Genomic DNA, 25,503 nt, shown 5'->3' with positions numbered 1-25,503 from the left:
CCAGGCCGGAACGTCCACGACGACCGCGGCCTGCGCGCTGCGGCTCGGCTCGGTGACCGCGACCGGGGCACACACCAGCCGGATGATCAACGCGACAGCGCCGATCACCATCGGCGGGGTGCGCGGGACGGCCGGGGTGTTCCAGCCGAACCAGGTCCAGCACACCAGCACGTTCGTCGGCTGGCCGCGGGGGAACGGGGAGACTCGCTCCGGGCTGACCGTGATGGGCGGCGCGCTGTACTCGAGTTCGTACGTCGTCGACGGCCAGGTCCAGATCGACCCGCACTACCCGCACAACAACCTCCGCGTCGGCGGCGGCTGGGGCAACTTCCGCTGGATCGAGGAGTCCGTGCACCGTCAGTCGGGTCCCGCCGACTCCGACCGGACCTTCCTCTACGGCCAGCAGACCGACGGTACCCTGCACCGTTGGATTGCCGAGGGCAACGGCTGGCGCAAGACCGGCGGCGTGGGTGGGCTCAGCACCGTGAAGCCGATGGCGCTGATCAGCCGTACGCCGACGGCCGAGACGTTCCTCGCCAACACCCGGGCCGGCACGCTGATCACGGTCACCTGGCCGACCGGTTACCTGAGCGTGCCGAAAGCGGCGACGGTCCGCGGCACGCCCTGGCAGGGGTTCGAGCAACTCATCGCGACCAAGTGCGGCGCGAACGGGACGCTGCTGCTCGGCATCGATCGGGAGACGCAGTCGGGTTACCTGTACGTCGTTGGCCACACCAACGGCAGTAGCACCGTGATCAAGAGCCTGGGCAAGGTCCCGCTGACGTTCTCGGACCCGCAGTACTTCCGTTGGGCGCCGACGGACGACACGCTCAACGGCTGACCCCATGGGCCGGTCCTGCCCAACTCGTGAATTCGAGTTGGGCAGGACCGGCCCATCCGGCGTCAGTCGGAGAACGCGTTGCGCATCGACACCAGTTCGATGCCGCGCTCCTCGATCGCCTTGCGGATCTCGGGATCCGTCACGATGGCCTGATCCGAGAGCCGGTACTCCTCGGCCCAGCGGTAGGTGTCGCTGCCGGGCGCGTGCAGCGCACCGAGTTCAGGTTCGGCGAGGGCGCAGTGGGTGACCAGCAGGTGCACGCCCGGCGTCAGGCCGGCGATGTGCTCGAGCACCCAGGTCTTCTTGACTGCCGCATCGCGGTCGCTCAGCGTCTCGATCGAGGCGAATCGTCGCGACTCCACCGGACCGTAGATGAACGGCTTGCCTGCCGCGGCCGAGACCACGTCGTACGCCTCCGGCGCGGACTGGCCCATGTGGACGTCGAGGTAGTCGATGGTGAGCCCCTCTGCGGCGAACTTCGCCACCTGAGCGGACAACTCGCGGACGGCGTCGGCACGGGTGATCGCAGCCTTGGCCTCGGCCACCGTCCGGAGGAACGTGCCATCCGCACCCACGAGCGACGGTCCATCGGTCAGCGGCCGCCACCGCAGATGGTCCCACTCACACGTCAGGGTCTGATGGACGCCGAGCGGAATCCCGGACTCACGGGCCAGCGCCGCGGCCTCGGTGAACCACGGACACGCGGCCATCGTGGAGGCCTGCGTCAGGATCCCTTCCTGGAACGCCTGCAGGGTGCCGGCGTTGACGGCATGCACCATGCCGAAGTCGTCGCCTTGAACGATCAGTCGGATTTCACCAGCCACGTGCACTCCTGGGGATAGCGAACGAACCGGAAGACGACCGTACCCCAGGCCGGTGGCCGGCGATCAGCGGCCGGGGTACGAGACCCCGGTCCTGCAGGTCTTGCCAGAGCTCTGCCGGGACGGGCGCGTTGAGGCGCGCGACGTTCTGACGGACCTGCTCGGGTTCGGCGGCTCCGACGACGACGGAGGTGACGCGCGGGTCGAGCAGTGGGTAGTGGAGCGCGGCGGCCGGGAGTTCGACACCGTGCTCGGCGCAGACCGCGTCGATCGCGAGCGCCCGGACCAGTACGTCGTCCGGCACGTCGCCGTAGTCGTACCGCGCGGCCCGGCTGGGCGTGGACGCAAGCAGCCCACTGTTGAAGACTGCGGCCGCGACGATCCGCGTGCCGTGTTCGTCGCAGGCCTCGAGCACAGCTGGTACGACGCTCTGATCGAGCAGCGTGTAGCGGTTCGCGACCATCAGTACGTCGGCCAGCCCGGTCCGCGCTGTCGCCAGCAAGGCGTCGACACCGAGAGACCCGGTGCCGACGGCCGCGACCGTACCCTCGTCCCGCAGCGTCGACAGCGCGGTCAACGCCTCCTCGGTCGCACCAGGCACGCCGGACAGTTCGGGGTCGTGGACATAGAGGATGTCGACCCGGTCCAGACCGAGCCGGGTGAGCGACTCCTCGACGCTCGCCCGGACTCCCGCGGCCGAGTAGTCGAGGCGGCGCTGCAGTCGAGCGGGTACGACGAAGCCCTGGTCGTCGAGTGACACACCGTCCCAGCCGGCGTTCTCCCGGAGCAACCTGCCGACTTTCGTGGAGACGACGTACTCGCCGCGCGGCTTGGTCGCGAGGAACCGGCCCAGTCGTTGCTCGGACAGTCCCAGACCGTAGTGCGGCGCCGTGTCGAAATGGCGTACGCCGACGTCCCACGCGGCCTCGAGGACCGCGTCGGCATCGTCGTCGGACCACTGCCGGAACAGGTTTCCGAGCGGCGCACAGCCGAGTCCGAAGCGGGGCAACTCGAACGTCTCGCGCTCCGGGTCCGCCATGAGGGCGAGACTAGACATCACATGTTTCGAGTGTCAAGGTAGGGCAGGCAGCATCATTAGGTGCAAATCACGGCTCAAAGATCAGATCTCTGTGGAGGTAGTCGATGAAGTTCGCGCGCCTGGGCCCGGCCGGCCAGGAAGTTCCGGTCGTCGTCGGCGAGGACGGCGTACGCAGTCTCGCCGGGCTCACCGAAGACATCGACGCGCACTTCTGGGAGTCGGACGGTCCCGCGCTCGTCGCAGCCGCGTTGGCGGCCGGCGAACTCCCCCTCGTCGCGGACGCCGCCGACCTGCGCATCGGCGCCCCGATCAGCAGGCCGGGCGCGATCGTCTGCATCGGCATGAACTACGCAGCCCACGCCGCCGAGTCCGGCGCCGAGCCACCGACCAGTCCGGTCATCTTCTTCAAGGCGCCGAACACGCTCGCCGGCCCGAACGACGCGGTGACGATCCCGCGCGGCAGCACCAAGACCGACTGGGAGGTCGAGCTCGGAGTCGTCATCGGCAAGCGCGCGTCGTACCTCGACTCCCCCGCGGACAGCCTGGATCATGTCGCCGGCTTCGTCGTGGCCAACGACCTGTCCGAGCGGGAGTTCCAGCTCGAGATCTCCGGCGGCCAATGGAGCAAGGGCAAGATCGCCGCCGGCTTCAGCCCGGTCGGTCCGTGGCTGGTGACTCCCGACGAGGTCGAGCACCAGAAGCTCGGACTGCGCAGCTTCGTCAACGGCGAACCCCGCCAGGACTCGAATACGGCCGACCTGATCTTCGACGTCGCCCACGTGATCCATCACCTGAGTCAGTACATGGTGCTGGACCCGGGCGACCTGATCATGACCGGCACTCCGGAGGGCGTCGCGCTGTCCGGCCGGTTCCCGTACTTACGGCCCGGTGACGTGGTCGAGGTGGAGATCGACGGGCTGGGTCGCCAGCGGCAGGAGTACGTCGCGTTCGGAGCCGGCCGATGAGCGCCGGGCAGGAGTTCGCAGGCCTGGTCGCCGTCGTCACGGGTGGCGCGTCCGGTATCGGCGCCGCCGTCGCGCGCGAACTGACTGAACGCGGTGCGCAGGTGGCGGCTCTGGACCTCGAGCCGTCCGGCGCTCCGGACGGCGTACTCGGAATCAAGGCCGACGTCTCCGACGACGAGAGTGTGCGCGCGGCTATTCAGCAGGTCGCCGACACCTACGGGCGGATCGATGTCGTGGTCAACAACGCCGGCATCGGCGCGCAAGGCACGGTGGAGGAGAACTCCGACGACCAGTGGCATCAGGTCTTCGACGTGAATGTGATGGGCGCGGTGCGGGTCAGCCGCGCGGCGTTGCCGTACCTGCGGCAGTCCCCGGCCGCGTCGATCGTCAACGTCGCGTCCGTCGCCGCGACCACAGGGATACCGCAGCGCGCGCTGTACTCGGCCACGAAGGGAGCCGTGCAATCGCTGACCATGGCGATGGCGGCGGACCACCTGCGCGAAGGCATCCGGGTCAACTGCGTGAACCCCGGCACCGCCGCCACGCCCTGGGTCCAGCGGCTGCTCGACGCCGCGCCGGATCCCGCGGCCGAACGGGTGGCGCTCGACGCGCGTCAACCGCACGGCCGGCTGGTCAGCGCCGACGAGGTCGCCCTCGCCGTGGCCTACCTGGCCGGTCCGTCGTCGGGTTCCACCGTGGGTACGGCGGTCGCCGTCGACGGCGGGATGGCTACGCTGCGGCTGCGTCCGCAGAACTGACAGCCAGCAGAGGAGTCGCATGGCCCTGACCGACGTCGCGATCGAGAAGATCAAGGCGATGATCCTCGACGGCAGCCTGAAGCCCGGCGACCGGCTGCCGCGCGAGGCCGACCTCGCCGAGCAGCTCGGCATCTCGCGCAGTCCGCTGCGCGAGGCGGTGAGCGTGCTCTCGATGCTCCGCATCCTCGACGTCCGTCGCGGCGACGGCACCTATGTGACCAGCCTGACGCCCGAGGTCCTGCTGGAGACGATGGGCTTCATCATCGACTTCCACCAGGACTCGAGCATCCTCGACCTCTTCGAGCTGCGCCGCGCGCTGGAGCCGATGGCGGCGGAGAAGGCCGCCTTGCTGATGAGTGACGACGAGGCGGCCGGGCTGCTCGCCCTGACCGAGGCCGTCGGTCCCGACGCGCCGGTCGGCGAGGTGGTGGCCAACGACCTGGAGTTCCACCACCGCATCGCGGCGGCCGCGGGCAACGCGGTGCTCTGCTCGTTCGTGGACAGCGTCGCCGGCCGGACCCATCGGGCCCGGATCTGGCGCGGCGTCACCCAGGAGGACTCGTTCGAACAGACCCAGCGTGAGCACCGGGCGATCGCCCTCGCGATCGGCGACCGGCAGCCGAGTATCGCCGCTGCCCTGTCCCTGGCCCACGTCGCCGGCATCGAGAACTGGATCCGCCGCAACCTGTCCGACCAGCCCTGAACCACCTCACGCCCGGGTGAAGTTCGGTGCGCGCTTCTCGGCGAAGGCGGCCCTGCCCTCGGCCGCGTCCTGGGTCGCGAAGCAGACCGTCTGGATGTCGCGCTCGTACCGGACCGCCTGATCGAGCGGCAGGTTGTACGCCGCGGACAAGTTGGCCTTCGCCGTCTCGACGGCGATCGGAGCGCGGGCGGCGATGGTCGTCGCCAGCTCGAGCGCACGAGGCAGCAGCGCGGCGGGCTCCACCACCTCGCTCACCAGACCCCAGGTCAGCGCTCGCTCGGCATCGATCGGCTCGCCGGTCATCAGCATCACGGCCGTGTTGCTCGGCCCGATCGATCGGGCCAGTAGCGCGGACATCCCACCGCCGCCGATCCACCCGAGCTTCACCTCGGCCGCCGCGAACGACGCGTTCGTCGAGGCGATCCGGATGTCGCAGATCAGCGCGGTCTCGAGACCGCCGCCGAGTGCGTAACCGTTGACGGCGGCAATCACCGGCTTGCGCAGGACCTTGAGCGAGTCGCAGTAGTCCTCGCGGTTCCGGAACGCCCACGGAGTCGCGTACTTGTCCAGCTCGCGGAGGTCCGAGCCGGCGCTGAAGGCCCGCTCGCCGGCACCGGTCAGTACGACGACGCGGATGTCGTCGTCCTGGTTGCAATGATGTGCCAGTGCGACCAGTGCGTCGGACATCTCACCGGTGACGGCGTTGAGCTTGGCCGGCCGGTTCAGGGTGATGACCGCGACGTGTCCGTGCTGTTCGAAGAGCACGTCGTCGGTGGCTGGACTGATCATGAAGGGATCCTTTCCACGACCTGGCGACTCGAGCTGTGCAAGGTGTCGATCCGATCGAGGCCCGCGCCGATCGAGGCGGCTCCGGACAGCACCTCCCGGATCACTTCGCTCGCCGCCGACTGGAAGCCGATGTACCCGGCGTACCGCGGCCGGATCCAGGCGGCGGTGATAGTCCGCAGGGTGGCCCGGTAGAAGTCCCCCACCGGCGCGTTGACCGCCGGCGCCGTCCAGGCGCTCAGCCTCGCCGGCTGCCCGGAATGGCCGGGGAGGAAGGATTCCTGAGCAGTTGCCGACAGCAACCAGCGAAGATGCTCGGCGAGATCCGGGCCGACCTCGCAGCGCGCGCTGACCGCGAGACCCGTACCACCGATCGTCGAGCCGGGCCGAGATCCCGGCCGTTCGCTGGGTGCGTCGGTGAAAGCCAAGCGGCGGTCCAGTTCCACGGCGGCGTAGTTCACGTACCCGTACACCAACGGGCAATGCGTCACGGTGTCGTCGGACGTCATGTCGGCCAGCAGTCCGATCGGATCGAGCGACACGGTGTGCCGCGGGGCGCGAGCGGTCAAGTCAGTCATCAGCTCGAGCGCTCGGACACCGGTCGCCGGGACGAACCGGTCGGCCACACCAGGCTCCTCCCCCAGCGCGACGCAGATCGAGGCGAAGGTGAGCAACGCGTGCGGACCAGCCAGCGACAACGCGACAGGCGCGCGGTGCGACAGCTCGACCACCTCCGACCACAGCTGCGGCGGTTCGACCAGATCCGCCCGCGTCGCAGCGACCTGAGTAGCCGCATCCAGCGGCAACGCCCAGAGCCGGCCGTCCATCCGGTACGACGCCAGACTCGGACCGGCGAATTCCGCGCCAGCAGCAAGGAATTCGTCGACCGGCTGAAGACAGCGGTGGGCCAAAGCATCCCCGAGATGTGGATGATCCAGCACGATCACGTCGTACCGCTCGGCGAGTTCCTCGATCGGGGTGGACTCGAAGCCGCTCAAGGGGTGCACGTCCCAGACCAGGTCGAGCTCACCGCTCGCCGCGACCAGCGCGTCCCGGCCGCGCGGATGGTCCCAGGTCAGACCGCGGTACGACGCCATCAGCGCACCGGATCCGGCAGCCGCGTCTCGGCGACGGCGCCGGTGTCCAGCAGCGCCGCGATCTCGTCGGCGGAGAAGCCGGCCTCACCGAGCACCTCGCTGGTGTGCTCGCCGACCAGCGGCGCGCCACGGTCGACCGTCGCCGGTGTCTTCGAGAACTTGTACGGGAACCCCGGCGTCTTCACGCGTCCCTCGGTCGGATGGTCGTACTCCACGAACGTGCCGTTGTGCCGGATCTGCGGGTCGTCGACCAGTTGCTGATAGTCGTACACCGGACCGCACCAGATCCCGGCCGCGGTCAGGTCCGCCAGCCAGTCGGCGGTCGTCCGCTCCAGCAGGCGCTCCGCCGTACGGCGGAAGATCTCGTCCCGATGCGTCCAGCCGTGCACCTCGGAATCCATCGCCAGCAAGGTGTCCTCGCCGATCACCCGGCCCAGCGTCGGCAGATCCGGCATCGCCAGCGCCAGGAAGCCGTCGGCGGTCTTGAACGTCCCGTACGGCGACCTGATGTAAACGTGAGCGTGTGGCTCCGAGCCGCGCTGCTGGGGCACTCCCCCGGCCGTGAAGACCGACAGCTCCTGCATCTGCAACGTGGTGATCGCGTCGAGCATGTTCACCTGCACGAGCTGTCCCTCGCCGGTGCGCTCGCGATACAGGAGCGCTGCGAGCACCGCCTCGAACGCCGTCGACGCGGTGACGGCGTCGACCAGGTACTGCCCCGCCGGCTGTGGTGGTTCTCCGTGCCGGCCGGTCGAGAGCATCGCGCCGGACTTTGCCTGCAGCAACAGATCCTGGCCCGGCAGGTTGCGGTGCGGGCCGTCCTCGCCGTACCCGGACATCGACACGTACACGAGTCGCGGGTTGATCGCCGACAGCGTCGCGTAGTCGACGCCCAGGCGTTCGGCGACACCTGGACGGTAGTTCTGCAGGAAGACGTCGGCGGTCTCGACCAGCCTGAGCAGCACCTGCTTGCCTTCGGCCGACTTCAGGTCGACGGCCAGCGAGCGCTTGTTCCGGTTGAGCGACAGGAACGACACGTTGATCGCGTTGCCCTTCGCTCCACCGGCCGCGGCGTGCCGTTGCCACTCGCCGGTCACCGGCTCGACCTTGACGACGTCGGCGCCGAGGTCGCCGAGCCGCTGGGCGGCGAACGGCCCGGCCATCGCGATGGAGCAGTCGAGGACGCGGTACCCGTCGAGGATGCGGTTGTGCGTGGTCATCGTCTCTTCCTGCGCTCGGGATTCAGTCGGGCTGGCCGGCGACGCGACGGATCGCGGCCCGGGCGGATGTGGTGGCCTCGACGCCGTCGAGGACACGGATCGCGGTGCGATAGGTCCGGGACTCGCCGTGTTCGAGCCAGGTCATCGAACCGTCCGCGCGGGCGGCGGCGTCGCCGGCGACGTGGTGGGTCGACGGTTCGAGGCCGACGGCGTACTGACCGCTGCGCAGGTTCTGCCACTCGAAGAAGCACGGCATCGTCGCCGCGTCCCAGGCGACCTCGACGCCGAGGGTGCCGTCGCCGCGAAGCAACGCGACCCGGTGCCGGCCGTCCGCGTCCGGCGCCAGGCGGTGCTCGTACACCTGCTCCACGAAGCCTGGTTGCGGGTCGGGCAGCACCCGGTACGACGTACCCTGCTCGACCACCGAGTCACTGCGCCAGGGCGTCTCCACGATCGGCGCGACGAACTCCGTCCCCGCGTCGATGACCGGCCACCCGAAGTTCAGGTGATACAGGAACATGTGCGGGGTCCGTTCGAACCCGAGGTTGTCCACCACGTCGGACAGCCGGATCTCGAGTCCGTCGAAGTCGACCTCCACCGTGCGGGTCAGCCGCAGGTGCTCACCGAACGACGTCGCCTGGACGACCTCGCCCCGAACCCGCAGCGTGCAACTGTCGCCGTCCCAGACCTCACCCGCCTCCAGCAGCCGACCGGGGATCGCCGTCAGCCGCCCGTGCAAACCGTGCGCCACAGTCTGCTTCGGTGGATAGCGATACTGGCCGGCGTCGACCTCGTTGCCGAACAACGTATGGTCCAGCCCGCCCGACACCAGCAACCCGTCCAGCGCCCGGAGCCACGACAACCCGCCCTCGTCGTTGTTCTCGTGCAGACCGGGATGCCGGAACCCGTTACCCGACCGCCAGCCGAACGGAACGCCGCGAAACCGAGCAGACCCCAGGTCAAGCGCACGATCCACGAGCACCTCGACCTCGAGCCCGGCAGCACTGCGCAACTGCACAGCCCGCACCCCGCGCTCGACGCCGTTGCTCAACTCGATCTCACGAACACCGGCAACACTCGCGAGATCGCCGGTCCGCTCCCGCAGCGCCCCGACGGACAACTCCTCACCGAAGACGTTCATGCTCAATCCATCACCCATCCGCCGTTGACGTTGATCGTTTGCCCGGTGACGAACGACGAGTCGGCGCCCGCCAGGAATGACACGACCGCGGCGAGCTCGGCCGGGGTTCCGCGTCGTTTGATCGACTGGTGGTCGATCACGAAGGCGGTGTAGGCCTCGGGGTCGTCGTGGATCGTCTCTGCCTTGGTCGGGAACGCGCCCGGCGAGACGGCGTTCACCCGGATGCCGTTCGGGCCGAGCTCACGGGCGAGCGCCCGGGTGAGCGCGACGGCGGCGCCTTTGGTGCTGACGTAGCTGGCCAGCTTCTCCCAGCCGCCGTGCCAGGTGATCGAGGCGACATTGACGATCGAGCCGGACCGCCGCGCACTCATCAGCCGCGCGGCCGCCTGGGCGGCGACGAAGTAGGCACGTTGATTCACGGCGACGACATCGTCGTACTCGTCGAGAGAGATGTCGAGGAACGGCGTTGCCGGATAGATGGCCGCGTTGTTCACCAGCACTTGCAGCGGGCCGAGCCGATCCTCGACCGCATCGATCGCGGTGACGAGTGCAGTCGAGTCGCGCAAATCGATCGGCAGTACGGCGGCTCGCCCGCCGGCTGCCTTGACCACAGCCTCGGACTCGGACAGCTCCTCCCCGGGAAGATCGAGCAGGGCGACGGCATAACCGTCGCTCGCAAGGCGTAGCGCGGTGGCCCGCCCGAGCGAACCGCCGGCTCCCGTCACCGCGGCGCTGCTCAAACCTGGTCACCCCGCCGGATCGCAGGCTTGCCGACCAGCCTGCGCCCGGCTCGATCGGGTCGGACGTGCGGACCGGCGTTGTCACCCCAGTCGGCGGCGTCGCCGAGCCGGGCGATCGCGTCCTCGTCGACGGTGTAGCCGAGCCCGGGCGACTCCCCCAGCACAAGGTGGCCGTCGGCAACCTCCTGGTCCGCGGTGATCCCGAGCGGGGCCCCCAGGTCCTGGATCTCGATCGAGAGATGGTTGGGTACGACGGCCGCCGCATGACCCAGCGGGTTCAGGTTGTACCCGACCGGGCTGATCGGCAGGTCGAACGCGTGCGCCAGCGCCGCCACCCGGAGAAAGTGCGTGATGCCCCAGACGCTGCCGGTCTGCACGATGTCCACGGCATTGGCGGCCACCAACGGCCGGAACTGCTCGAGTCCGGTGAGGTTCTCGCCGGTGGCGATGGCCGCCTTCACCGACTGCGTGACGAGGGCGAGCCCGTCGACGTCCCAGCGCCGTACCGGCTCCTCGACCCAGGCCAGGTCTACGTGCTCCTCGATCCGCCGGATGTGCCGGACCGCTTCCTTGCGCGACCAGGCCTCGTTCGCATCGAGCATCAGTGCGGGCGTCTGACCGGTGGTGTCGCGGTAGAGCTCCGCGACCAGGCCGAGCCGCCGCAGGTCCGCGGCCACGTCGAGACCGCCCTTGACCTTCACCGCCTGCAGGCCGCGCTCGGCGAACTGCTTGTGCAGCCTCGCCAACTCCTCGTCCGCCAAGGGCCCGTCGAGACCGGAGGCGTACGCCGGTACGACGTGGTCGCGCGCGCCGAGCAGTCGCCACAACGGTTGCTCGACAGCCTTCGCCTTCAGGTCCCACAACGCCATGTCCAGCGCACCGATCGCACCGAACACCGCCCCGGCGTGACCACGCTTGAAGACCCACGCGAGCATGCGGTCGTACAGCGCGACCACAGCGCGCGGGTCCTGCCCGTCGAGTGCCGGGAACACCATGTCGATGCCGTCGTACGACCCGAGCCCGATGCCCTCCAGGCCGACGTCGGTGGTGAGGATGACGACCGGCACCGACGTCCTGCCGGAGTCCACTGCCCCGTTGGCGTCACCGATGGGTCTGCCCCAGTCGTGCACCGTCGTGGCGGTGCGATATCCCGTGATGCGCATGCGCTACCCCTTGGTCGAGCCGGCGGTGACGCCGTCGGTGATCTGGCGCTGGAAGAACAGGTAGATCGCGATCACGGGCAGCGCCGCGACCAGGACACCACCGGCGAACAGCGGGATGTTGTCGGAGTACTGACCGCGCAGGGCGGTGACCCCGACCATCAGCGTGCGGTTCTGCTCGGACTGCATGACGAGCAGCGAGATCAGCACGTCGTTCCAGCAGAACAACGCGTTCAGGATGCCGACCGAGAGCAGGGCGGGCCGGCCGAGCGGAAGCATGATCCGGCGGTACACGCCCAGCGTCGTACTGCCGTCGACCCGCGCGGCCTCGATCACCTCGGCCGGGATGCGCGCGTAGAAGCTCGTCATCAGGAAGATCGTGAACGGCAGGAACTGCCCGGTGTAGGCGAGGATCAGGCCGAGGTGCGTGTCCAGCAGCCCGGTCTGCCCGAGCACCCGGAAGAACGGCACCATGATCACCTGGAACGGGATCATCAGCGCGCCCAGGCAGAGCAGGAACAACGACCGCCGGCCGCGGAAGGTGAGCTGGCTGAACGCGAACCCGGCCATCGAGCCGAGCAGCAGCAACAGCGCGACCGCACCCGCGGTCACCACCACGGAGTTGAACGTGTAGCGAGCCAGTCCCGAGGAGTTCCACGCCTCGGAGATGTTCGCCGCCGTGACGTGGTCGGCCAGCGAGAACCGGTCGAGCACGTACTCGCGGCGCGACTTCATCGCGACGTTCAGCGTGAACAGCATCGGGTAGATCGTTGCCAGGGCCAACGCACACATCGGTACGGCGATGACCCACCGGCCCACGCCACGCTCACGCATCGCTCACACCTCCCGGGTGGCGCGCTTGATCAGCCGGAGCTGCGCGAACCCGACCAGCAGCATCAGCACGAACAGCACCATCGACGCGGCCGACGCCAGCGCCGGGCTGTTCAGCTGTCCCTGGGTGACCCAGATGTAGAACTCCGGCAGGTACGTCGCTCCGCCCGGACCACCCGCGGTCATCACATAAATCAGGCCGAACATCCCGGTCAGCATGCCGATCATCGTGGTGACGAAGACGAACTGGATGGTCCGGCTCAGCTCGGGGATCACCACGTGCCGGACGGTCTGGGGCAGGTTCGCCCCATCGCACCGGGCGGCGTCGAGCAGGGACTGGTCCAGCGTGGAGAAGCCGGCCATGAAGATCACCAGCGCCATCCCGAACGTCGCCCAGATGTGCACGCCGATCACCGAGAAGATCGCCAGGTGCGAGTTGCCCAGCCAGTCCACCGGCGCGATCCCGGCCTTGCCGAGCAACTGGTTCAGCGGCCCGTCGAACGACAGCAGGATGTTGAAGATCGCGCCGATGATGACCGGCGACAGCACCACCGGGAAGAAGTACACGCTGCGGTAGAACCGGTGCCCGGGCACCTTCAGGAACAAGAAGGTGGCCAGCAGCCCGGGCACCGCGACCGCGACCGGCAGGGCCAGGAACAGCAGCCCGACGTTCTTGATCGCGGTCCGGAAGACCGGGTCACCGGCCAGCGTGCGGTAGTTGTCCAGACCGACGAACACCCCGTTGCGGTCGCCGTCCCCGGTGAGCGAGTACTGCGCACCGAGGATCAGCGGAACGATCCGCAGTCCGACGATCACCAGCACAGCCGGTGTCACCAGCACCAGCACGGCGATCTTGTGCTCACTGACGTGCCATCGGCGGACGGCCGTCGTACGCCGTGGTGCCGAGATCGCCTGTGCCATGACCCGCTCTCCTCCGGAACTCACTTGTCGGACGCGGCCAACTGCGTGAGTGCGGCGTCGACGGTCACGTCACCGCTGATCAGCTGCTGGGACAGCCGATGCATGAGGTCGAGGGTCTTGGCCGACAGAGCGGTGTGCAGCAGTGGCTTGCTGTCGGGCAGCCAGGAGACGATCTCCTTCGCCGACTGCACGTCCACCGACGATGTGTCGATCGACTTGTCCGCCGCGATCGCACCGGCCTTCTCGAAGAACACCTTCTCGGCGTCGGTACTGGCCAGGCTCTTCACCAGGTCGACGGCCAGGTCCGGGCTCTTGGTCCACTTCATCACGCCGTAGCCGATGCCGCCCTCGGCCGGCAGGAACGTCGTGGTGACATTCTTCGGGTTCAGCACCGGCGCCTGGTAGACGCCCAGGTCCGGACCGAGGAACTCGTTCAGGTCCTTCCAGTGCGCGGTGTCCGAGATCAGCCCGATCACGTTGCCGCCCTTGCCGCCGGAGAACATCGTGAACTGATCCATGAACATGGCGGTCGAGTTGACGCCCTTGTTGTACCAGCCCTCGTCGTTGGACTTCTTCCACAGGTCGAAGATCTGCTTCACCTCGGGCGACTTCCAGTCCCGCTTGCCGGCCAGCCACGCGTCGTACTGCGCCGGGCTGAACACTCCGGGCGCGAAGCCGGACAGGAAGAACTCGATGCCGATGCCTTCCTTGTTGCCGAGGTTGAAGCACGCGTTGCCCGACTTCTTGATCGCCGCGCAGTCGGTCTGCAGTTCGGCCAGTGTCTTCGGCGGCGCCGCGGGGTCGAGACCGGCCTTCGTGTAGACGGCCTTGTTGTAGTAGAAGGGGAAGCCCTGCAGCGTGATCGGCACCGCGTACGTCGTGCCGTCCTTGCGGAACGCGTCCCAGCCGGTCAGCCGGCTCGTCAGGTCGTCGGTCTTGCCGGTCAGCGGCAGCAGGGCCGAGACCCGGTCGCGCATCTGGGCGCCGCCGTTGAACATCGAGATGTCCGGGCCCTTGCCGGCCTGGATCGCCGTGCCGAGCAGTGTGTAGTACTGGTCGTACGGCTGGGCGACGAACTCGACCTGCACGCCCGGGTGCTTGGCCTCGAAGTCGGACTTGGCCTTGGCGTAGTAGTCCTTGGTATTCGCGTCACCGGAGTGCCAGTCCCAGACGACGAGCTTGCCGGACTCCGCAGTCCCGCCCGCGGCCTTGGTCTGCGGAGCGGCCGCACCGCAACCCGCGGCGACGGCCAGCAGCGGCACGAGCGCCGCGGCGACCCAGCCTCGCCTCGCCGTGCGGATCCCCCGGGTGGTCGGATCTGAGGCGATCGACATGACGCCCTCCTGCTTCGGGTTCGTGGGTGTAGTCTCGGCGTCGATTGTTAGTTGTCTGTTGTCTGTTGTCAAGAGTTTGTTGACAGCTTGGTTTCGGGTGACAATCCAGTGGACGCCCGAGCAGATCCCTGGAGGAAGCGTGGCCACTGACAGCCCGCAGGCAACCGTGCGACTCGCCCCGGCCGCGGCCGCGCGACGTCCGGCCCGGTTGGCCGATCTGCTGGTGGACTCGATCGTGGACGGGATCGTCTCCGGCGACATTCCGCCGTACGCCGCTCTGCCGCCCGAGGCCGCGCTGGTCGAGCAGTTCGAGGTCAGCCGGATCACCGTCCGGGAGGCGCTCAAGTTACTCGAGGCCAAGGGCTTGGTCGAGGTCCGCCGGGGTATCGGCGCCGTGGTCCGCGACGACTCGCACTGGAACCTGCTGGACTCGGCCGTGCTGGCCGCGGCGGTCAAGCACGACTCGAACCTGACCATCCTCGACGAGCTCGTGAGCGTCCGCAGCGCGTTGGAGTCCGACCTCGCCGGCCAGGCCGCGCTGCTGGCCACCGACGAGGACCGCGCGGAACTCGAGGCGATCTACCACCGGCTCGAGGACGACACCGCCCGGCCGGAGATCTTCATCGAGACGGATGTGGAGTTCCACGACCGGATCATGGCCGCTTCCGGCAACCGGCTGGCCCGCTCGATCGTCAGCTCCGTGCACAGTCAGGCGCGCACCAGCCTGCGCTACCAGGGCCACCCCAGCATCGAGGCCGTGACCGTCACCAACGGCGAGCACCGGATCATCCTGGACCGCATCCTCGACCGCGACGCGCCCGGCGCGGCGCAGGCGATGACCGACCACATCCGGTCGGCCTGGCAGCGCCGGCGCCCCACCGCGCCGCCCGCCTGAACCTGGCACACACGCCAAACATCTGACCTTTGCCTGCCATATCGGCGCCTGAGATCAGTTGTTGACGCTTCGGCCCCTCAGGTCTAGCTTCATTCATCACACTTGTCAGACAACAGATGACATAGGAGTGAGCATGGACCGCCATCGGACGATGCGAGCCGCCGCCGGGGCCAGTGCCCTCGCGCTCGGCATCGCCGTACTCGCCACCACCACCCCGTTCGCCTCCGCCGCACCACGATCGACGGACGTCATCGTCGTCGCCCCGGACGGCAAGAAGCCCAAAGACCTCCGAGCCGACCAGGTCGTCCGGACGATCGGCGCCGCCCAGGCGCTGGTCCGCGCGAAGAACGCCAGGTCGGACGTCCGCGTGCTGCTGTCGGGCGGCACCTACGAGCTGGCCGCGCCGCTGCGCTTCGGACCGGCCGACGGCGGCCGCAACGGCCACAACGTCACCTGGCAGAGCATCCCCGGGCAGCATGCCGTCCTCTCCGGGGGTTCGAAGGTGACCGGCTGGACCCTGCACGACCCGGCCAAGAACATCTGGGTCGCCGACGTACCGGAAGGCACCCAGTCACGGCAGCTGTACGTCGACGGCAAGCTCGCCGATCGCACGCAGCTGCTGGTGGCGGAGTCGAAGAACACCCGCACCCAGCTCGCCTTCAGCCAACGGGGACTGACGGTCAACGATCCCGCGCTGGCCGCCCGCATCGCCGGTCTGTCCAACCCCGGTGACCTCGAGATCGAGGAGCTGGGGTCGTTCACGGACCGCTACTCCCCCGTCCGGTCGGTCGACGGCAACACCCTGGTGATGGAGCAGCCGGCCTGGGACAACAACAACTTCGGCTACGACACGCTCAAGTCGCCGTACGCCCGCGGCGCGATCTACCTGAACAACGCCTACGAGCTGATCTCCGGCCCGAACCAGTGGTACCTCGACTCCGCGCGGGGCAAGGTCTTCTACCGGCCGGCGGACGGACAGGCGATGACGGCGGCCGACGTACGCCTGCCCCGGCTGGAATCGCTGGTGCAGGTCGGCGGCAGCTACCGCGACCCCGTGCAGAACCTTGCCTTCAGCAACCTCACGTTCGCGCACACGACCTGGAACTTCCCGAGCGGGCCGCAGGGGTACGTCGACCAGCAGAGCGGCGCGCATGTCGTCGGGGACTACGCCAAGCCGGCCGGCTTCCTGACCAGCTGCCAGAACGGCTGCCCCGAGTTCGAGAAGACCCGGAACGAGTGGCATCAGATCCCTTCCGCGGTGCAGGTATCGGCCGCTGAACACGTGAGCTTCACCGGCAACAGCTTCGAGCAGCTCGGGTCGGTCGGGCTCGGCCTCGGCATGGATCCGAACGCGCACGCCTCCCGCGTCGGGTACGGCGCCGCCCAGATCGATGTCCGAGGCAACAGCTTCACGGACAGCGCCGCGTCCGCGATCGTTGTCGGCGGCATCCAGCCGGACGCGCACCACCCACGTGACCCGCGGATGGTAAATCACGACGTACGGATCACCGACAACACGATCCGCGGTGTCTCGAAGAACTATCGCGACAACGCCGGCATCCTGTCGACGTACGTGACCCGGGCAACGATCGCGCACAACACGCTGACCGACCTGCCGTACGACGGCGTCGACATCGGCTGGGGCTGGGGGATCAACGACCCCGGCGGCAACCTGTACTACCTCAATGCGGGGCTGTACGACTACCAGCCGATCTACCGCACGCCCACGACGTTCCGGGAGAACTACGTCGCCTACAACCTCATCCACGACACCAAGCAGGCCATGCACGACGGCGGCAGCATCTACACGCTGTCGTCGAGCCCCGGCACCGTGATCGAACGCAACTACGTCTACGACAGCCAGGTCACGTTCGGCGCGCTGATCGACCAGGGCACGCGGTACGTCGTGATGCGCGACAACGTCTTCCTCGGCAGCAGCCGCTGGGTCTACATCAACTCCGACGCCGGCAACCCGGACACCTTCAACACCAAGGACAACCTGGTCACCGGCAACTGGTGGGACGTCGGCCCCGCCCGCAACCCCGAAGGCCCCGGTTACAACAACCAGGTCGTCGACAACACGCAGGTCACCGACGGCGCGTTCCCACCGGAAGCCCAGAAGGTCATGGCCGAGGCAGGCGCTCGCAGCTGACCTGACCCACGCTCGGCCCGGCAATCACCCTGGCCGAGCGCGGTCTTACCATCACGCTCGGTCTGCCGACAGTTCCTCGGCGATGCGGTCGGCGATCGTCAGGCAGGCGGTGGCGGCCGGGGACGGGGCGTTGAGGACGTGCAGGGTCCGGCCGTCGCGGAGGAAGAGGAAGTCGTCGACGAGCTTGCCGTCGCGGGTGACGGCCTGTGCGCGCACGCCGGCGCCGGAGCGTCGTACGTCGGAGACTCGCAGCTCGGGCAGCATCCGCTGGGCCTCCCGCACGAGCGCCCGGCCGGTGAGTGAGCGCATCACTTCCTTGGCGCCCGTCTTCCCGTACCGCCGCGCGAGACGCCAGGTGCCCCGATACCTCATGGACTCCCAGAGGTCCCGACCGACGATCTTCGACCAGGAATAGCCCTCCCGGGCCAGGGCGGGTACGGCGTTCGGCCCGACGTGGACGATGCCGTCGATGCCCCGCGTGAGGTGGACGCCGAGGAACGGCAGATCGGGGTCGGGCACCGGATACACCAGTCCCCTCACCAGGGAGGCGCGCTCCGGGACGATCTCGCTGAACTCGCCGCGGAACGGGAGGATGCGGACGCCGGGCTCGAGGCCGGAAGCCCGCGCGAGCCGGTCACTGTGCAGGCCGGCACAGACGGCGACCCGATCCGCTTCGATCACGTCGCCCGTCGTACGCACGCGGACGACCGAGCCCGCGTTCTCGATCGACGTCACCGTCACCCCGGTCCGGATCTCGCCTCCGGCCGCGCAGACGTCATCGGCCAGGGCCGCGGCGACAAGCTTGAAGTCCACCCGACCGGTGGAGTCGACGGCCAGGGCACCTTTGACGCGCAGGTGCGGTTCGCGCTCCGCGACCTCGTCGAGGGTTAGGCGCCGGACCGGGACGCCATTCTGCTGGCCGTTGCCGAACAGCCGGTCGAGCTGCGGCAACTCGGCGTCTGTGGTCGCGACGACGAGCTTCCCGGGGACCTCCAGCGGGATGCCCTTCTCGTCGCAGTACTCCTTCAGCGCCGCTCCCCCGGCCACCGCCAGCCGCGCCTTCAGCGACCCGGGCTTGTAATACAGCCCCGAGTGGACGACCCCCGAGTTGTGACCGGTCTGGTGCGCCGCGACCGACCCCTCCTTCTCGAGGACGACGACCGGCGTCCCGGGATCGAGCCGCTGCAAAGCCCTCGCCACGGCCAGACCGACAATCCCGCCGCCGACCACGACCGAAGTCCTCACCACAGATCCCATCGAACCCTCCTGGACGCCCCTGCTCTGTCAACAAGAGGCGGAATGCGGGCCATAAATACAGTTTCCCCGGGTCAGCTCGGCAGTGCTGAGGCGACCAGCGCGAGGTCCTCGGCGTACGCGGTCTCGAGGGCTTCGTCCCAGGGCTCGGTCTCTGCGGCGAGCGAGTCCAGGACGGTTTGCGGTCGAGTTGCGCCCGAGATGACCGACAACACGGGTGACGAGGCCAGCAGGGCGCGTAGCTGGAGGCGTTGCAGCGAGACGCCACGGGTATCGGCCAGGGCGGTCAGCCGGGGTGCGGCGGCCGCAGGTCGAAGGGGTGAGTAGGCAAAGAACGGCACCTCGTTGGCCTCGCACCAGGCGAGCACCTCGAGCGACTCGCGTCCCATGGCGCTGTGATGATTCTGTACGGCGTCGATGCGAGCGACCGTGGATGCTCTCTCGAGCTCGGCGACGCCGACATTCGACAGACCGATCCGGGCCAGCTTGCCCTCATCACGGAGCGACGCGAGAGCACCGATGCCCTCCTCCACAGGCTGCTCGGCCAGATCGACTCTGTGGAGGTAGTAGAGATCGAGGCGCTCGCCTCCGAAGACCCGCAGGCTCGTCTCGACGTCGGACCGGATCCGGGGCGCGCTGATATCCGCGTCCCAGGTCGTCGCCCCGGTTCGCGAGTGACCACCTTTGGTCCCGACGATCGCGCTCGTACCGCGGGCGGCTTCCGCGGCCAGCTCCTCGCCGTACAGGGGCTTGTCGACGTGGGCGTACGCGCGGGCGGTGTCGAGGACCGCCGTACCCGCGGCGAGGCCGGCTCGGATCGTTGCCAGATCAGCGGCGCGATCGCGGGGACCGAATGACAGGCCGGCCACCCCGAGGGCGACGCGACCGACGAGCTCCTTCACCCATTCCTCCTGACTCCGAGCAGGAGCCTAGTCCGCTCCCGGCGCCGTCGCGCTTGGCGATGGAGTGTCTGACGCCGGGGCGCTCGGCGTGGGGGTGTCGGTCGGAGGCGTGCTCGAGGGAGAGGTTCCCGTCGACGGAGTTCCCTGCGTGGGAGCGCTGGGAGTGGTGCTGGGCTGGGTGGACGCGCTCGGAGACGTCGTGGTGGTGGTGCCGGCCGTCGGGGTGCTCGACGTCGCCGGCTGGGAGGCGCTTTGCGACGGAGTGGTCGGGTTTGTGCGGCTCGTCGTACCGGAGCGGGTGGGGCTGGTCGTGGATGCGGTGCTCGTCGCGGCAGGGTTCGACTCTGGCGTCGCGGAGGTGGTGCCCTGTCGGGGGCCGACCTCGGTGCTCGGGGGCAATCTCGTGTCGTTGCCGTTGAGCAAGACTCCGGCCGCCACGGCACCTGCCGTCGCGAGGACGGCGATCCCTCCGACCAGCATGGTCTTCCTGCTCATCCGGTTCGGCGGCTCCACCGGCTCGAGTGGACTCGTCGCGATGCTCGGAGTGTCAGGAACGGGGACCACGACGGGAGCGAGGTCGGCTGCGAGTGGCTCGGCGCGCAAGGCGCCGGCCGCGATGTCGGCGGCGGACGGACGGTCAGCGGCCTCCTTGGCGAGCATCTGGAGCAGAACGGTCTCGAACGGTCCGCTGAGTTCGGGGCGGGTCAGACTCGGCGGCGCCGGCGGAGTGTCGACGTGCTGGTACAGAATCGCTGTCGGGTGTTCGGCCGTGAACGGCGGCTCACCGGTGACCAGCTGGTAGAGCACACAGCCCAGCGCGTACACGTCCGACGGCTTGCCGGCCTGCCCGCCCCTGGCTCGCTCGGGCGCGAGGTAGTGCGTGCTGCCGATGATCTGGCCGGTCGCCGTCAGCGTGCTCGACCCGTCACCGGGAACGTGGGCGATACCGAAGTCCGCGACCTTGACGGTCCCGTCCCCCGCCAGCAGCAGGTTGCCCGGCTTCACGTCCCGATGAACGACATCCTCGCGATGCGCGGCGGCCAGGCCCGCGGCGGCCTGTTCGATGATGTCGATCGCACGCTCTTTCGGCAGGGGTCCGTGCTCGGCGAGCTCCGCGGCGACCGTCCGCCCCTCGACCAGCTCCATCACCAGGAAGAAGCCGTCGCCGTGCTGGCCGAAGTCGTACACGGACACGACGTGCGGGTCGCTCAGCCTCGCGGCGGCTCGCGCCTCACGCTGGAATCGCTCGGCGCCGCGCGCATCGTGACCGGACGGCAGCAGCAACTTGACCGCGACCACACGTCCCAGTTGTTCATCGGTGGCACGGAAGACCTCGCCCATACCGCCCCGCCCGAGAGCAGGCCCCAGTCTGTAACGCTTCGCAACCAGCATTCGCTCCCCGTACCCAGCTCCAAAACCAACCAACCTGTCCCACGCTACTTGAAGCGGAGGGGAGGATCTGGCTGTGGATGACGTCAGGGTTCGCGAGCTGGTCGGCAGGCGGTTGCCGGGGTGGCGGGTCGAGGGTGTCGAGCTGATCGGGGCCGGGATGGACAACACGGCGTACGTCGTCAACGGCGACATCGTCGTCCGGTTCGCCAAGGACGTCGCGGCGGCTCAGGTCGAGCGCGAGGCCCGGCTGCTCGAAGTGGTCGCGGGGATCTCGCCGCTGGCAGTCCCCGAGCCGCTCTTCGTCGAGGCGGACGAGGGGTGTCTGGCCTATCGAATGGTGCGGGGAATTCCGCTGATCGAGCCGGACGCGCCGTACGACGGGCTCCTGGTGGCGGAGCAGTTGGGGGCGTTTCTGGCTGCGCTGCACTCGGCTCCGGCTGAGGCGTTCGACGGTCTGGTGGCACCCGATGTCGTGCCGCTGGGCGATTGGCTCGAGGAGGCCGCCGAAACCTTCGAGGCCGTCCGCGACCAGGTGCCGGGCAGCCGTCGGCCGGCGATCCGCGGCTTTCTCGCCGCGGACCCACCGGCGGAGTCCGATTCGCTCGTGTTCTCACATAACGATCTCGGCATCGAACACGTCATGGTCGACCCCGGGTCCGGAGCGGTCACGGGGGTGATCGACTGGACCGATGCCGCCCTGGTCGACCGCGCCAACGACTTCGGCCTGATCTACCGGGATCTCGGACCGGACGCACTCGCGGCGGCGCTCGCGCAGTACGGATCGGCCGCGACCGATCAGCTGGTCGACCGGGCGATGTTCTACGCCCGGTGCAGCGTCTTCGAAGACCTCGCCTTCGGACTCGAGACCGGACGGACCCGCTACACGGACAAGTGCCTCCGAGCCCTGCACTGGCTCTTCCCGTAGCAGTCGATCTCCCCGGGCTGGACGCGGCTGCGAGGATGGCCAGGTGGACATCGTGCGCAGGAATAACGTGGTCGTCACCGGCAATCCGGACGGGCCGGCGGTGGTGCTGGCTCACGGGTTCGGTTGTGACCAGAACATGTGGCGGCTGACTGTTCCTGCCTTGGCCGCGGATCACCGGGTGGTGCTCTTCGACTATGTCGGTTCCGGCAGGTCCGACCTGTCGGCGTTCGACGAGCAGCGCTACTCCACGCTCGGCGGGTACGCCGACGATGTGGTCGAGGTGTGTGCCGCGCTCGACCTGACCGACGCGGTGTTCGTCGGCCATTCGGTCAGCGCGATGATCGGCGTACTGGCCGCGCAGAAGGATCCGAAACGTTTCGGCGCGTTGGTCATGGTCGCCCCCTCCCCCTGCTACGTCGATGACGGTGAGTACCAGGGCGGCTTCAGCGTCCAGGACATCGACGAACTGCTGAGCTCGCTGGAGTCGAACTACCTCGGCTGGTCCGCCGCGATGGCCCCGGTCATCATGGGTACGCCGGACCGTCCCGAGCTCAACGAGGAACTGACGAACAGCTTCTGCGCCACCGATCCCGCGATGGCCCGCGTCTTCGCGCGGACGACGTTCCTGTCCGACTCCCGTGCCGACCTGGCCACGGTCCGGGTGCCGACGTTGATCCTCGAATCGGCCCAGGACGTCATCTCCCCGCGACAGGTCGGCGCATACGTGCACGCCGCCGTCGAGGGCTCGACCCTCGTCACCTTGGACGCCACCGGTCACTGCCCGCACCTGTCGGCACCCGACGCCACCAACGAGGCCATCGTGGACTTCCTCGCGGACCTGAGGTGACCGACGAGGAGGCGTATGACGCCGCGCCCTGCGGCCTCCTGTCGACGTCGATGGACGGCACGATCGTCAAGGTCAACAGCACGTTGCTGGACTGGCTGGGCCTGCCTCGGGATGCGGTGGTCGGACGGCTTCGGTTCCCCGACCTGCTGACCGTCGGCGGCAAGCTCTACCACGAGACCCACTTCGCTCCGCTGCTGCGGATGCAAGGCGAGGTCAGCGGCGTCGCCCTCGAGCTGAAGCAGGCCGGCGGTGCCCGGATGCCGATCCTGGTGTCGTCCGTCGTCAGGTACGACGACAACGACCAGCCGGTGCTGATCCGGACGACGATCTTCGACGCGCACATCCGGCGTGCGTACGAGGAAGAACTGTTGCGGGAACGCCAGGCGGCCGAGCAGGCACGGCGCCAGGCGGAGGCGGATCGCGCCCGGCTGCAGGACGCCTTGGCCGTCCTGCAGCAATCGTTGCTCCCGGCCACCATGCCGAAGGTGCCGGGACTGGCCACCGCGGCGTACTACCACACGGCGTCACCCGACGAACTCGGTGGCGACTTCTACGACGTGTTCGCCATCGACGGTGAACGGTGGGGCTTCTTCCTCGGCGATGTGTGCGGCAAAGGGCCTGCGGCCGCCGCGGTGACCTCGGTGGCTCGGTACACGTTGCGAGCCGCGGCAATGCATGACCCGGCTGCGGCGCTCGGGACGCTGAACGCCGTACTGCATGAGCGGTATGCCGGCGGAGACCTGCGGTACTGCACGGCGGTCTTCGGGACGCTGCGGAGCAACCCCGTGACAGGCCAGGTCGTCGTCCGGTTCGCGTCGGGCGGTCACCCGCCACCGCTCTTGGTGCGCGCGGACGGACGTTGCGAGTTCCTCCTCAGCCAAGATGGCACGTTGATCGGCATCCTGCCGTCCTCGAAGTTCCCGCAGACCGACGTCACCCTCGAGCCGGGCGACATGCTGTTGCTCTACAGCGACGGACTGACCGAAGCGCGGGTCAACGGCGATTTCTACGGCCCGGAATCCCTGCGAACGCTTGCCACTCAGTACGCCGGAACGTCACCGAATGCACTCGTCGGAGCACTCTCCGACGTGCTCTCCGGCTTCGGGCCACGGCTGGCCGACGACACCGCTCTGCTCGCCCTCGGAGCCCCGATTCGCCTGGGCGACGATCTGTGAACTGATTCCGTGCCGTGTGTCCGAACGGCCTTCCGGGGCGAGGCATCATATGCGCATGGACGATTCAGCTCGGCTCTCCGGCGTTCGGAGCCACAGCGTGAACCCGCCGGCCGAGGTGGCCGCGGCGGACGACCCTGCGGCGTTCGGAGCGGATGCCTTCGCCCGCCTCGCGGTCGAACTCCACGACGCGGAGGGAATGCTCGAGACGGTCGAGGCAGTCGTGCAGTTCGCCCTCCAGGCGGAGGCCTGCTCGTACGCCGGTGTCATGCTCACGCTGCGGGGCAGCCGGGAGATCGCCGCGGTTACCGACCCCCTGGTCAGCGACCTCTATCAACTGCAGTGCGAAATCGGCGAGGGTCCGGTCCTGACCGCGCTCACCGAAGGAGTCACGGTCTATGTCGCCGAGGTCAGGACCGAGACGCGGTGGCCGGCGTGGACCGCACGGGTGACGCAGTACCGGGTCGGATCGGCACTGCATGTGCCGATGTGGGCCAGCGAGCAGCTCATCGGCGTGCTGTCCCTGTTCAACACCCGAGCGAACGCGTTCACCGCGGACGACGAAGCGATCGCCCACATCCTGGCTCGGCATGCCTCGGTGGCCGTTGCCTCGGCGCGGGACGACGAGACGATGGCCGCGGCGGTGGACGCGCGCAAGCTCGTCGGCCAGGCGATGGGCATTCTGATGGAGCGCTTCGACCTGGACGAGACCCGCGCGTTCGAGATCCTGAAGCGCTACTCCCAGCAGCACAACACCAAACTGCGCGATGTCGCGCAGGAACTGATCGACACCCGGAAGCTCCGAGGCACGCACGGTGAGTGACGAGCACCTGTCCGTCGACGTACTGGACCGCGGGGCGGACATCGTGGTCAGGGTCTCCGGCGAGCTGGACTTCGGCACCACGGCCGGCTTCCTGAAGGTCGTGCAGCCGCTGGCTGAGGCCGGGCGCTCCCTGATCCTGGATCTGGCGGAGCTGGCGTTCTGTGACTCGAGCGGTCTCGGAATCTTCGTCAGGCTCCACAAACTGGCCGAGGATGCCGGCGGCAACCTGTGCCTGGCACGGCTGCGGCCGCAGCTCGAGTCGACGATCAAGCTGACGATGCTGCACCGTCTCCTCGTCATCCGCGACGACATTCCTGAACCGGCCTAGGTCATCCGTTTGCTGGGGTGCGTAGAAATCGCGGCGCGGGGCACTGGGGAGCCAGCGCCCACATCTTCTCCGGGGAAAGAGGGTCGTGACCGACTTCTTCGCTGAAATCAACGGCCATCGAGTGGTGGAACTCTCCCGGATGGGGCGCTCCAGCACGATCCCGGTCTGTCTCCTGTGCGGCGCGCATTTCACCGACCGCCCCGAGATCGAGAACACGACCTGCCCAGCCGCCGGCCCGGGCCACGGTCACGACCTCCTCAGCGACCCGGCCGACGGCCTCCTCTACTGCACCCGCTGCCCCTTCGTGGCCTACGACCTGAACGACGCCGCCACGGACCCGATCTGCCCCATGCCCCTCCAGCCATGGGGACCAGGACAGCCCTGACTCGTGCGGTCAGCGCCATCCGGTGCCAGGGCAACCGTGTGAGCGCGGGTACCGGGAGCCGACCGCACCGT

At 68.6% G+C, this 25,503-nt stretch carries 26 protein-coding genes; 12 read left to right on the top strand and 14 right to left on the bottom strand.

The features are described 5' to 3' along the window. Positions 1–82: 82 nt before the first annotated feature. On the top strand, positions 83–841 hold the full coding sequence (locus tag OG876_RS32065) for a hypothetical protein (RefSeq protein ID WP_328520414.1): 759 nt from the start codon (positions 83–85) through the stop codon (positions 839–841). Between the two features lie 62 nt (positions 842–903). Here the strand turns inward: OG876_RS32065 and OG876_RS32060 are convergent, their stop codons facing one another. Together OG876_RS32060 and OG876_RS32055 are read right to left on the bottom strand one after the other, a co-directional pair. Beyond that, positions 904–1,665 (bottom strand): carbohydrate deacetylase, encoded by a 762-nt coding sequence (locus tag OG876_RS32060; protein WP_328520413.1) that lies wholly within the window; start codon positions 1,663–1,665, stop codon positions 904–906. Beyond that, positions 1,655–2,701, bottom strand: a complete 1,047-nt coding sequence (locus OG876_RS32055; RefSeq protein WP_328520412.1) for an aldo/keto reductase — start codon at positions 2,699–2,701, stop codon at positions 1,655–1,657. Before OG876_RS32055 ends, OG876_RS32060 begins: the two co-directional genes overlap by 11 nt. Before the next feature lie 104 nt (positions 2,702–2,805). Between OG876_RS32055 and OG876_RS32050 the strand changes: the two genes are divergently transcribed. From OG876_RS32050 to OG876_RS32040, 3 genes are read left to right on the top strand one after another with little or no spacing between them, the layout of a single operon-like run. Then, positions 2,806–3,666: a fumarylacetoacetate hydrolase family protein gene (locus OG876_RS32050; RefSeq protein ID WP_328520411.1), complete on the top strand. Its 861-nt coding sequence runs from the start codon at positions 2,806–2,808 to the stop codon at positions 3,664–3,666. Continuing rightward, a complete protein-coding gene (locus tag OG876_RS32045; RefSeq protein ID WP_328520410.1) occupies positions 3,663–4,424 on the top strand; it encodes an SDR family NAD(P)-dependent oxidoreductase in 762 nt (253 codons plus the stop codon). Before OG876_RS32050 ends, OG876_RS32045 begins: the two co-directional genes overlap by 4 nt. 19 nt (positions 4,425–4,443) lie before the next feature. Further along, complete coding sequence (locus OG876_RS32040; RefSeq protein WP_328520409.1) at positions 4,444–5,127, top strand: FadR/GntR family transcriptional regulator; 684 nt, start codon at positions 4,444–4,446, stop codon at positions 5,125–5,127. Positions 5,128–5,133: 6 nt separating this feature from the next. On the opposite strand, the gene OG876_RS32035 is transcribed toward OG876_RS32040, so the two are convergent. Genes OG876_RS32035 through OG876_RS31995 form a run of 9 tightly spaced genes read right to left on the bottom strand, consistent with a single transcriptional unit; the run spans position 5,134 to position 14,357 of the window. Then, on the bottom strand, positions 5,134–5,916 hold the full coding sequence (locus OG876_RS32035; RefSeq protein WP_328520408.1) for an enoyl-CoA hydratase/isomerase family protein: 783 nt from the start codon (positions 5,914–5,916) through the stop codon (positions 5,134–5,136). Then, positions 5,913–7,010, bottom strand: a complete 1,098-nt coding sequence (locus OG876_RS32030; RefSeq protein ID WP_328520407.1) for a hypothetical protein — start codon at positions 7,008–7,010, stop codon at positions 5,913–5,915. Before OG876_RS32030 ends, OG876_RS32035 begins: the two co-directional genes overlap by 4 nt. Next, the gene (locus OG876_RS32025) at positions 7,010–8,230 is read right to left on the bottom strand and encodes a CaiB/BaiF CoA transferase family protein (RefSeq protein ID WP_328520406.1); all 1,221 of its coding nucleotides are present in this window, start codon (positions 8,228–8,230) and stop codon (positions 7,010–7,012) included. Before OG876_RS32025 ends, OG876_RS32030 begins: the two co-directional genes overlap by 1 nt. Before the next feature lie 22 nt (positions 8,231–8,252). Beyond that, entirely contained in the window at positions 8,253–9,371 is a 1,119-nt protein-coding gene (locus OG876_RS32020) for an aldose 1-epimerase family protein (protein WP_328520405.1), read from the bottom strand. A gap of 2 nt (positions 9,372–9,373) precedes the next feature. After that, positions 9,374–10,111 (bottom strand): SDR family NAD(P)-dependent oxidoreductase, encoded by a 738-nt coding sequence (locus OG876_RS32015; protein ID WP_328520404.1) that lies wholly within the window; start codon positions 10,109–10,111, stop codon positions 9,374–9,376. Continuing rightward, the gene (locus OG876_RS32010) at positions 10,108–11,274 is read right to left on the bottom strand and encodes a mandelate racemase/muconate lactonizing enzyme family protein (protein ID WP_328520403.1); all 1,167 of its coding nucleotides are present in this window, start codon (positions 11,272–11,274) and stop codon (positions 10,108–10,110) included. The genes OG876_RS32015 and OG876_RS32010 overlap by 4 nt, the downstream gene beginning before the upstream one ends. A 3-nt stretch (positions 11,275–11,277) precedes the next feature. Continuing rightward, positions 11,278–12,105 (bottom strand): carbohydrate ABC transporter permease, encoded by an 828-nt coding sequence (locus OG876_RS32005; protein ID WP_328520402.1) that lies wholly within the window; start codon positions 12,103–12,105, stop codon positions 11,278–11,280. 3 nt (positions 12,106–12,108) lie between these two features. Next, a complete protein-coding gene (locus tag OG876_RS32000) occupies positions 12,109–13,023 on the bottom strand; it encodes a carbohydrate ABC transporter permease (RefSeq protein ID WP_328520401.1) in 915 nt (304 codons plus the stop codon). A 20-nt stretch (positions 13,024–13,043) separates the two neighbouring features. Then, the gene (locus tag OG876_RS31995) at positions 13,044–14,357 is read right to left on the bottom strand and encodes an ABC transporter substrate-binding protein (RefSeq protein WP_328520400.1); all 1,314 of its coding nucleotides are present in this window, start codon (positions 14,355–14,357) and stop codon (positions 13,044–13,046) included. Positions 14,358–14,496: 139 nt separating this feature from the next. Between OG876_RS31995 and OG876_RS31990 the strand changes: the two genes are divergently transcribed. Both OG876_RS31990 and OG876_RS31985 read left to right on the top strand, forming a co-directional pair. Further along, the gene (locus OG876_RS31990; RefSeq protein WP_328520399.1) at positions 14,497–15,252 is read left to right on the top strand and encodes a FadR/GntR family transcriptional regulator; all 756 of its coding nucleotides are present in this window, start codon (positions 14,497–14,499) and stop codon (positions 15,250–15,252) included. 133 nt (positions 15,253–15,385) lie between these two features. After that, on the top strand, positions 15,386–17,404 hold the full coding sequence (locus OG876_RS31985; protein WP_328520398.1) for a right-handed parallel beta-helix repeat-containing protein: 2,019 nt from the start codon (positions 15,386–15,388) through the stop codon (positions 17,402–17,404). 51 nt (positions 17,405–17,455) lie between these two features. On the opposite strand, the gene lhgO is transcribed toward OG876_RS31985, so the two are convergent. The 3 genes from lhgO to OG876_RS31970 all read right to left on the bottom strand — a co-directional run bounded on the left by lhgO (position 17,456) and on the right by OG876_RS31970 (position 20,952). Beyond that, positions 17,456–18,661, bottom strand: coding sequence for an L-2-hydroxyglutarate oxidase (gene lhgO, locus OG876_RS31980; RefSeq protein ID WP_328520397.1), 1,206 nt, complete (start codon positions 18,659–18,661; stop codon positions 17,456–17,458). A gap of 71 nt (positions 18,662–18,732) precedes the next feature. Beyond that, entirely contained in the window at positions 18,733–19,560 is an 828-nt protein-coding gene (locus OG876_RS31975) for an aldo/keto reductase (protein WP_328520396.1), read from the bottom strand. A 27-nt stretch (positions 19,561–19,587) separates the two neighbouring features. Beyond that, positions 19,588–20,952, bottom strand: coding sequence for a serine/threonine-protein kinase (locus OG876_RS31970; RefSeq protein WP_442914039.1), 1,365 nt, complete (start codon positions 20,950–20,952; stop codon positions 19,588–19,590). A gap of 73 nt (positions 20,953–21,025) precedes the next feature. Here OG876_RS31970 and OG876_RS31965 point away from each other — a divergent pair, with 73 nt between their 5' ends. The 6 genes from OG876_RS31965 to OG876_RS31940 all read left to right on the top strand — a co-directional run bounded on the left by OG876_RS31965 (position 21,026) and on the right by OG876_RS31940 (position 25,432). Further along, positions 21,026–21,877: a phosphotransferase family protein gene (locus tag OG876_RS31965; RefSeq protein WP_328520394.1), complete on the top strand. Its 852-nt coding sequence runs from the start codon at positions 21,026–21,028 to the stop codon at positions 21,875–21,877. A gap of 52 nt (positions 21,878–21,929) precedes the next feature. Further along, the gene (locus tag OG876_RS31960) at positions 21,930–22,724 is read left to right on the top strand and encodes an alpha/beta fold hydrolase (protein WP_328520393.1); all 795 of its coding nucleotides are present in this window, start codon (positions 21,930–21,932) and stop codon (positions 22,722–22,724) included. Continuing rightward, positions 22,721–23,899 carry a PP2C family protein-serine/threonine phosphatase gene (locus OG876_RS31955; protein WP_328520392.1) on the top strand — a complete coding sequence of 393 codons (1,179 nt, stop codon included), beginning with the start codon at positions 22,721–22,723 and terminating at the stop codon, positions 23,897–23,899. Before OG876_RS31960 ends, OG876_RS31955 begins: the two co-directional genes overlap by 4 nt. A gap of 55 nt (positions 23,900–23,954) precedes the next feature. Then, positions 23,955–24,719: a GAF and ANTAR domain-containing protein gene (locus OG876_RS31950; protein ID WP_328520391.1), complete on the top strand. Its 765-nt coding sequence runs from the start codon at positions 23,955–23,957 to the stop codon at positions 24,717–24,719. Next, positions 24,712–25,047: an STAS domain-containing protein gene (locus OG876_RS31945; RefSeq protein ID WP_328520390.1), complete on the top strand. Its 336-nt coding sequence runs from the start codon at positions 24,712–24,714 to the stop codon at positions 25,045–25,047. Before OG876_RS31950 ends, OG876_RS31945 begins: the two co-directional genes overlap by 8 nt. An 85-nt stretch (positions 25,048–25,132) precedes the next feature. Next, positions 25,133–25,432 carry a hypothetical protein gene (locus OG876_RS31940; protein ID WP_328520389.1) on the top strand — a complete coding sequence of 100 codons (300 nt, stop codon included), beginning with the start codon at positions 25,133–25,135 and terminating at the stop codon, positions 25,430–25,432. Positions 25,433–25,503 lie beyond the last annotated feature (71 nt).

This window comes from Kribbella sp. NBC_00359 (assembly GCF_036097425.1).
Lineage (GTDB): Bacteria > Actinomycetota > Actinomycetes > Propionibacteriales > Kribbellaceae > Kribbella.
This window is presented reverse-complemented; position numbering and strand designations above follow the sequence as displayed.

Bases quoted from the DNA above. Each gene is read 5' to 3' on its own strand.
- OG876_RS32065 (WP_328520414.1), top strand. From the start codon at position 83: ATGATCAACGCGACAGCGCCGATCACCATCGGCGGGGTGCGCGGGACG.
- OG876_RS32055 (WP_328520412.1), bottom strand. From the start codon at position 2,701: ATGGCGGACCCGGAGCGCGAGACGTTCGAGTTGCCCCGCTTCGGACTC.
- OG876_RS32050 (WP_328520411.1), top strand. From the start codon at position 2,806: ATGAAGTTCGCGCGCCTGGGCCCGGCCGGCCAGGAAGTTCCGGTCGTC.
- OG876_RS32045 (WP_328520410.1), top strand. From the start codon at position 3,663: ATGAGCGCCGGGCAGGAGTTCGCAGGCCTGGTCGCCGTCGTCACGGGT.
- OG876_RS32040 (WP_328520409.1), top strand. From the start codon at position 4,444: ATGGCCCTGACCGACGTCGCGATCGAGAAGATCAAGGCGATGATCCTC.
- OG876_RS32035 (WP_328520408.1), bottom strand. From the start codon at position 5,916: ATGATCAGTCCAGCCACCGACGACGTGCTCTTCGAACAGCACGGACAC.
- OG876_RS32030 (WP_328520407.1), bottom strand. From the start codon at position 7,010: ATGGCGTCGTACCGCGGTCTGACCTGGGACCATCCGCGCGGCCGGGAC.
- OG876_RS32025 (WP_328520406.1), bottom strand. From the start codon at position 8,230: ATGACCACGCACAACCGCATCCTCGACGGGTACCGCGTCCTCGACTGC.
- OG876_RS32020 (WP_328520405.1), bottom strand. From the start codon at position 9,371: ATGAACGTCTTCGGTGAGGAGTTGTCCGTCGGGGCGCTGCGGGAGCGG.
- OG876_RS32010 (WP_328520403.1), bottom strand. From the start codon at position 11,274: ATGCGCATCACGGGATATCGCACCGCCACGACGGTGCACGACTGGGGC.
- OG876_RS32005 (WP_328520402.1), bottom strand. From the start codon at position 12,105: ATGCGTGAGCGTGGCGTGGGCCGGTGGGTCATCGCCGTACCGATGTGT.
- OG876_RS32000 (WP_328520401.1), bottom strand. From the start codon at position 13,023: ATGGCACAGGCGATCTCGGCACCACGGCGTACGACGGCCGTCCGCCGA.
- OG876_RS31995 (WP_328520400.1), bottom strand. From the start codon at position 14,357: ATGTCGATCGCCTCAGATCCGACCACCCGGGGGATCCGCACGGCGAGG.
- OG876_RS31985 (WP_328520398.1), top strand. From the start codon at position 15,386: ATGGACCGCCATCGGACGATGCGAGCCGCCGCCGGGGCCAGTGCCCTC.
- lhgO (WP_328520397.1), bottom strand. From the start codon at position 18,661: ATGGGATCTGTGGTGAGGACTTCGGTCGTGGTCGGCGGCGGGATTGTC.
- OG876_RS31970 (WP_442914039.1), bottom strand. From the start codon at position 20,952: ATGCTGGTTGCGAAGCGTTACAGACTGGGGCCTGCTCTCGGGCGGGGC.
- OG876_RS31950 (WP_328520391.1), top strand. From the start codon at position 23,955: ATGGACGATTCAGCTCGGCTCTCCGGCGTTCGGAGCCACAGCGTGAAC.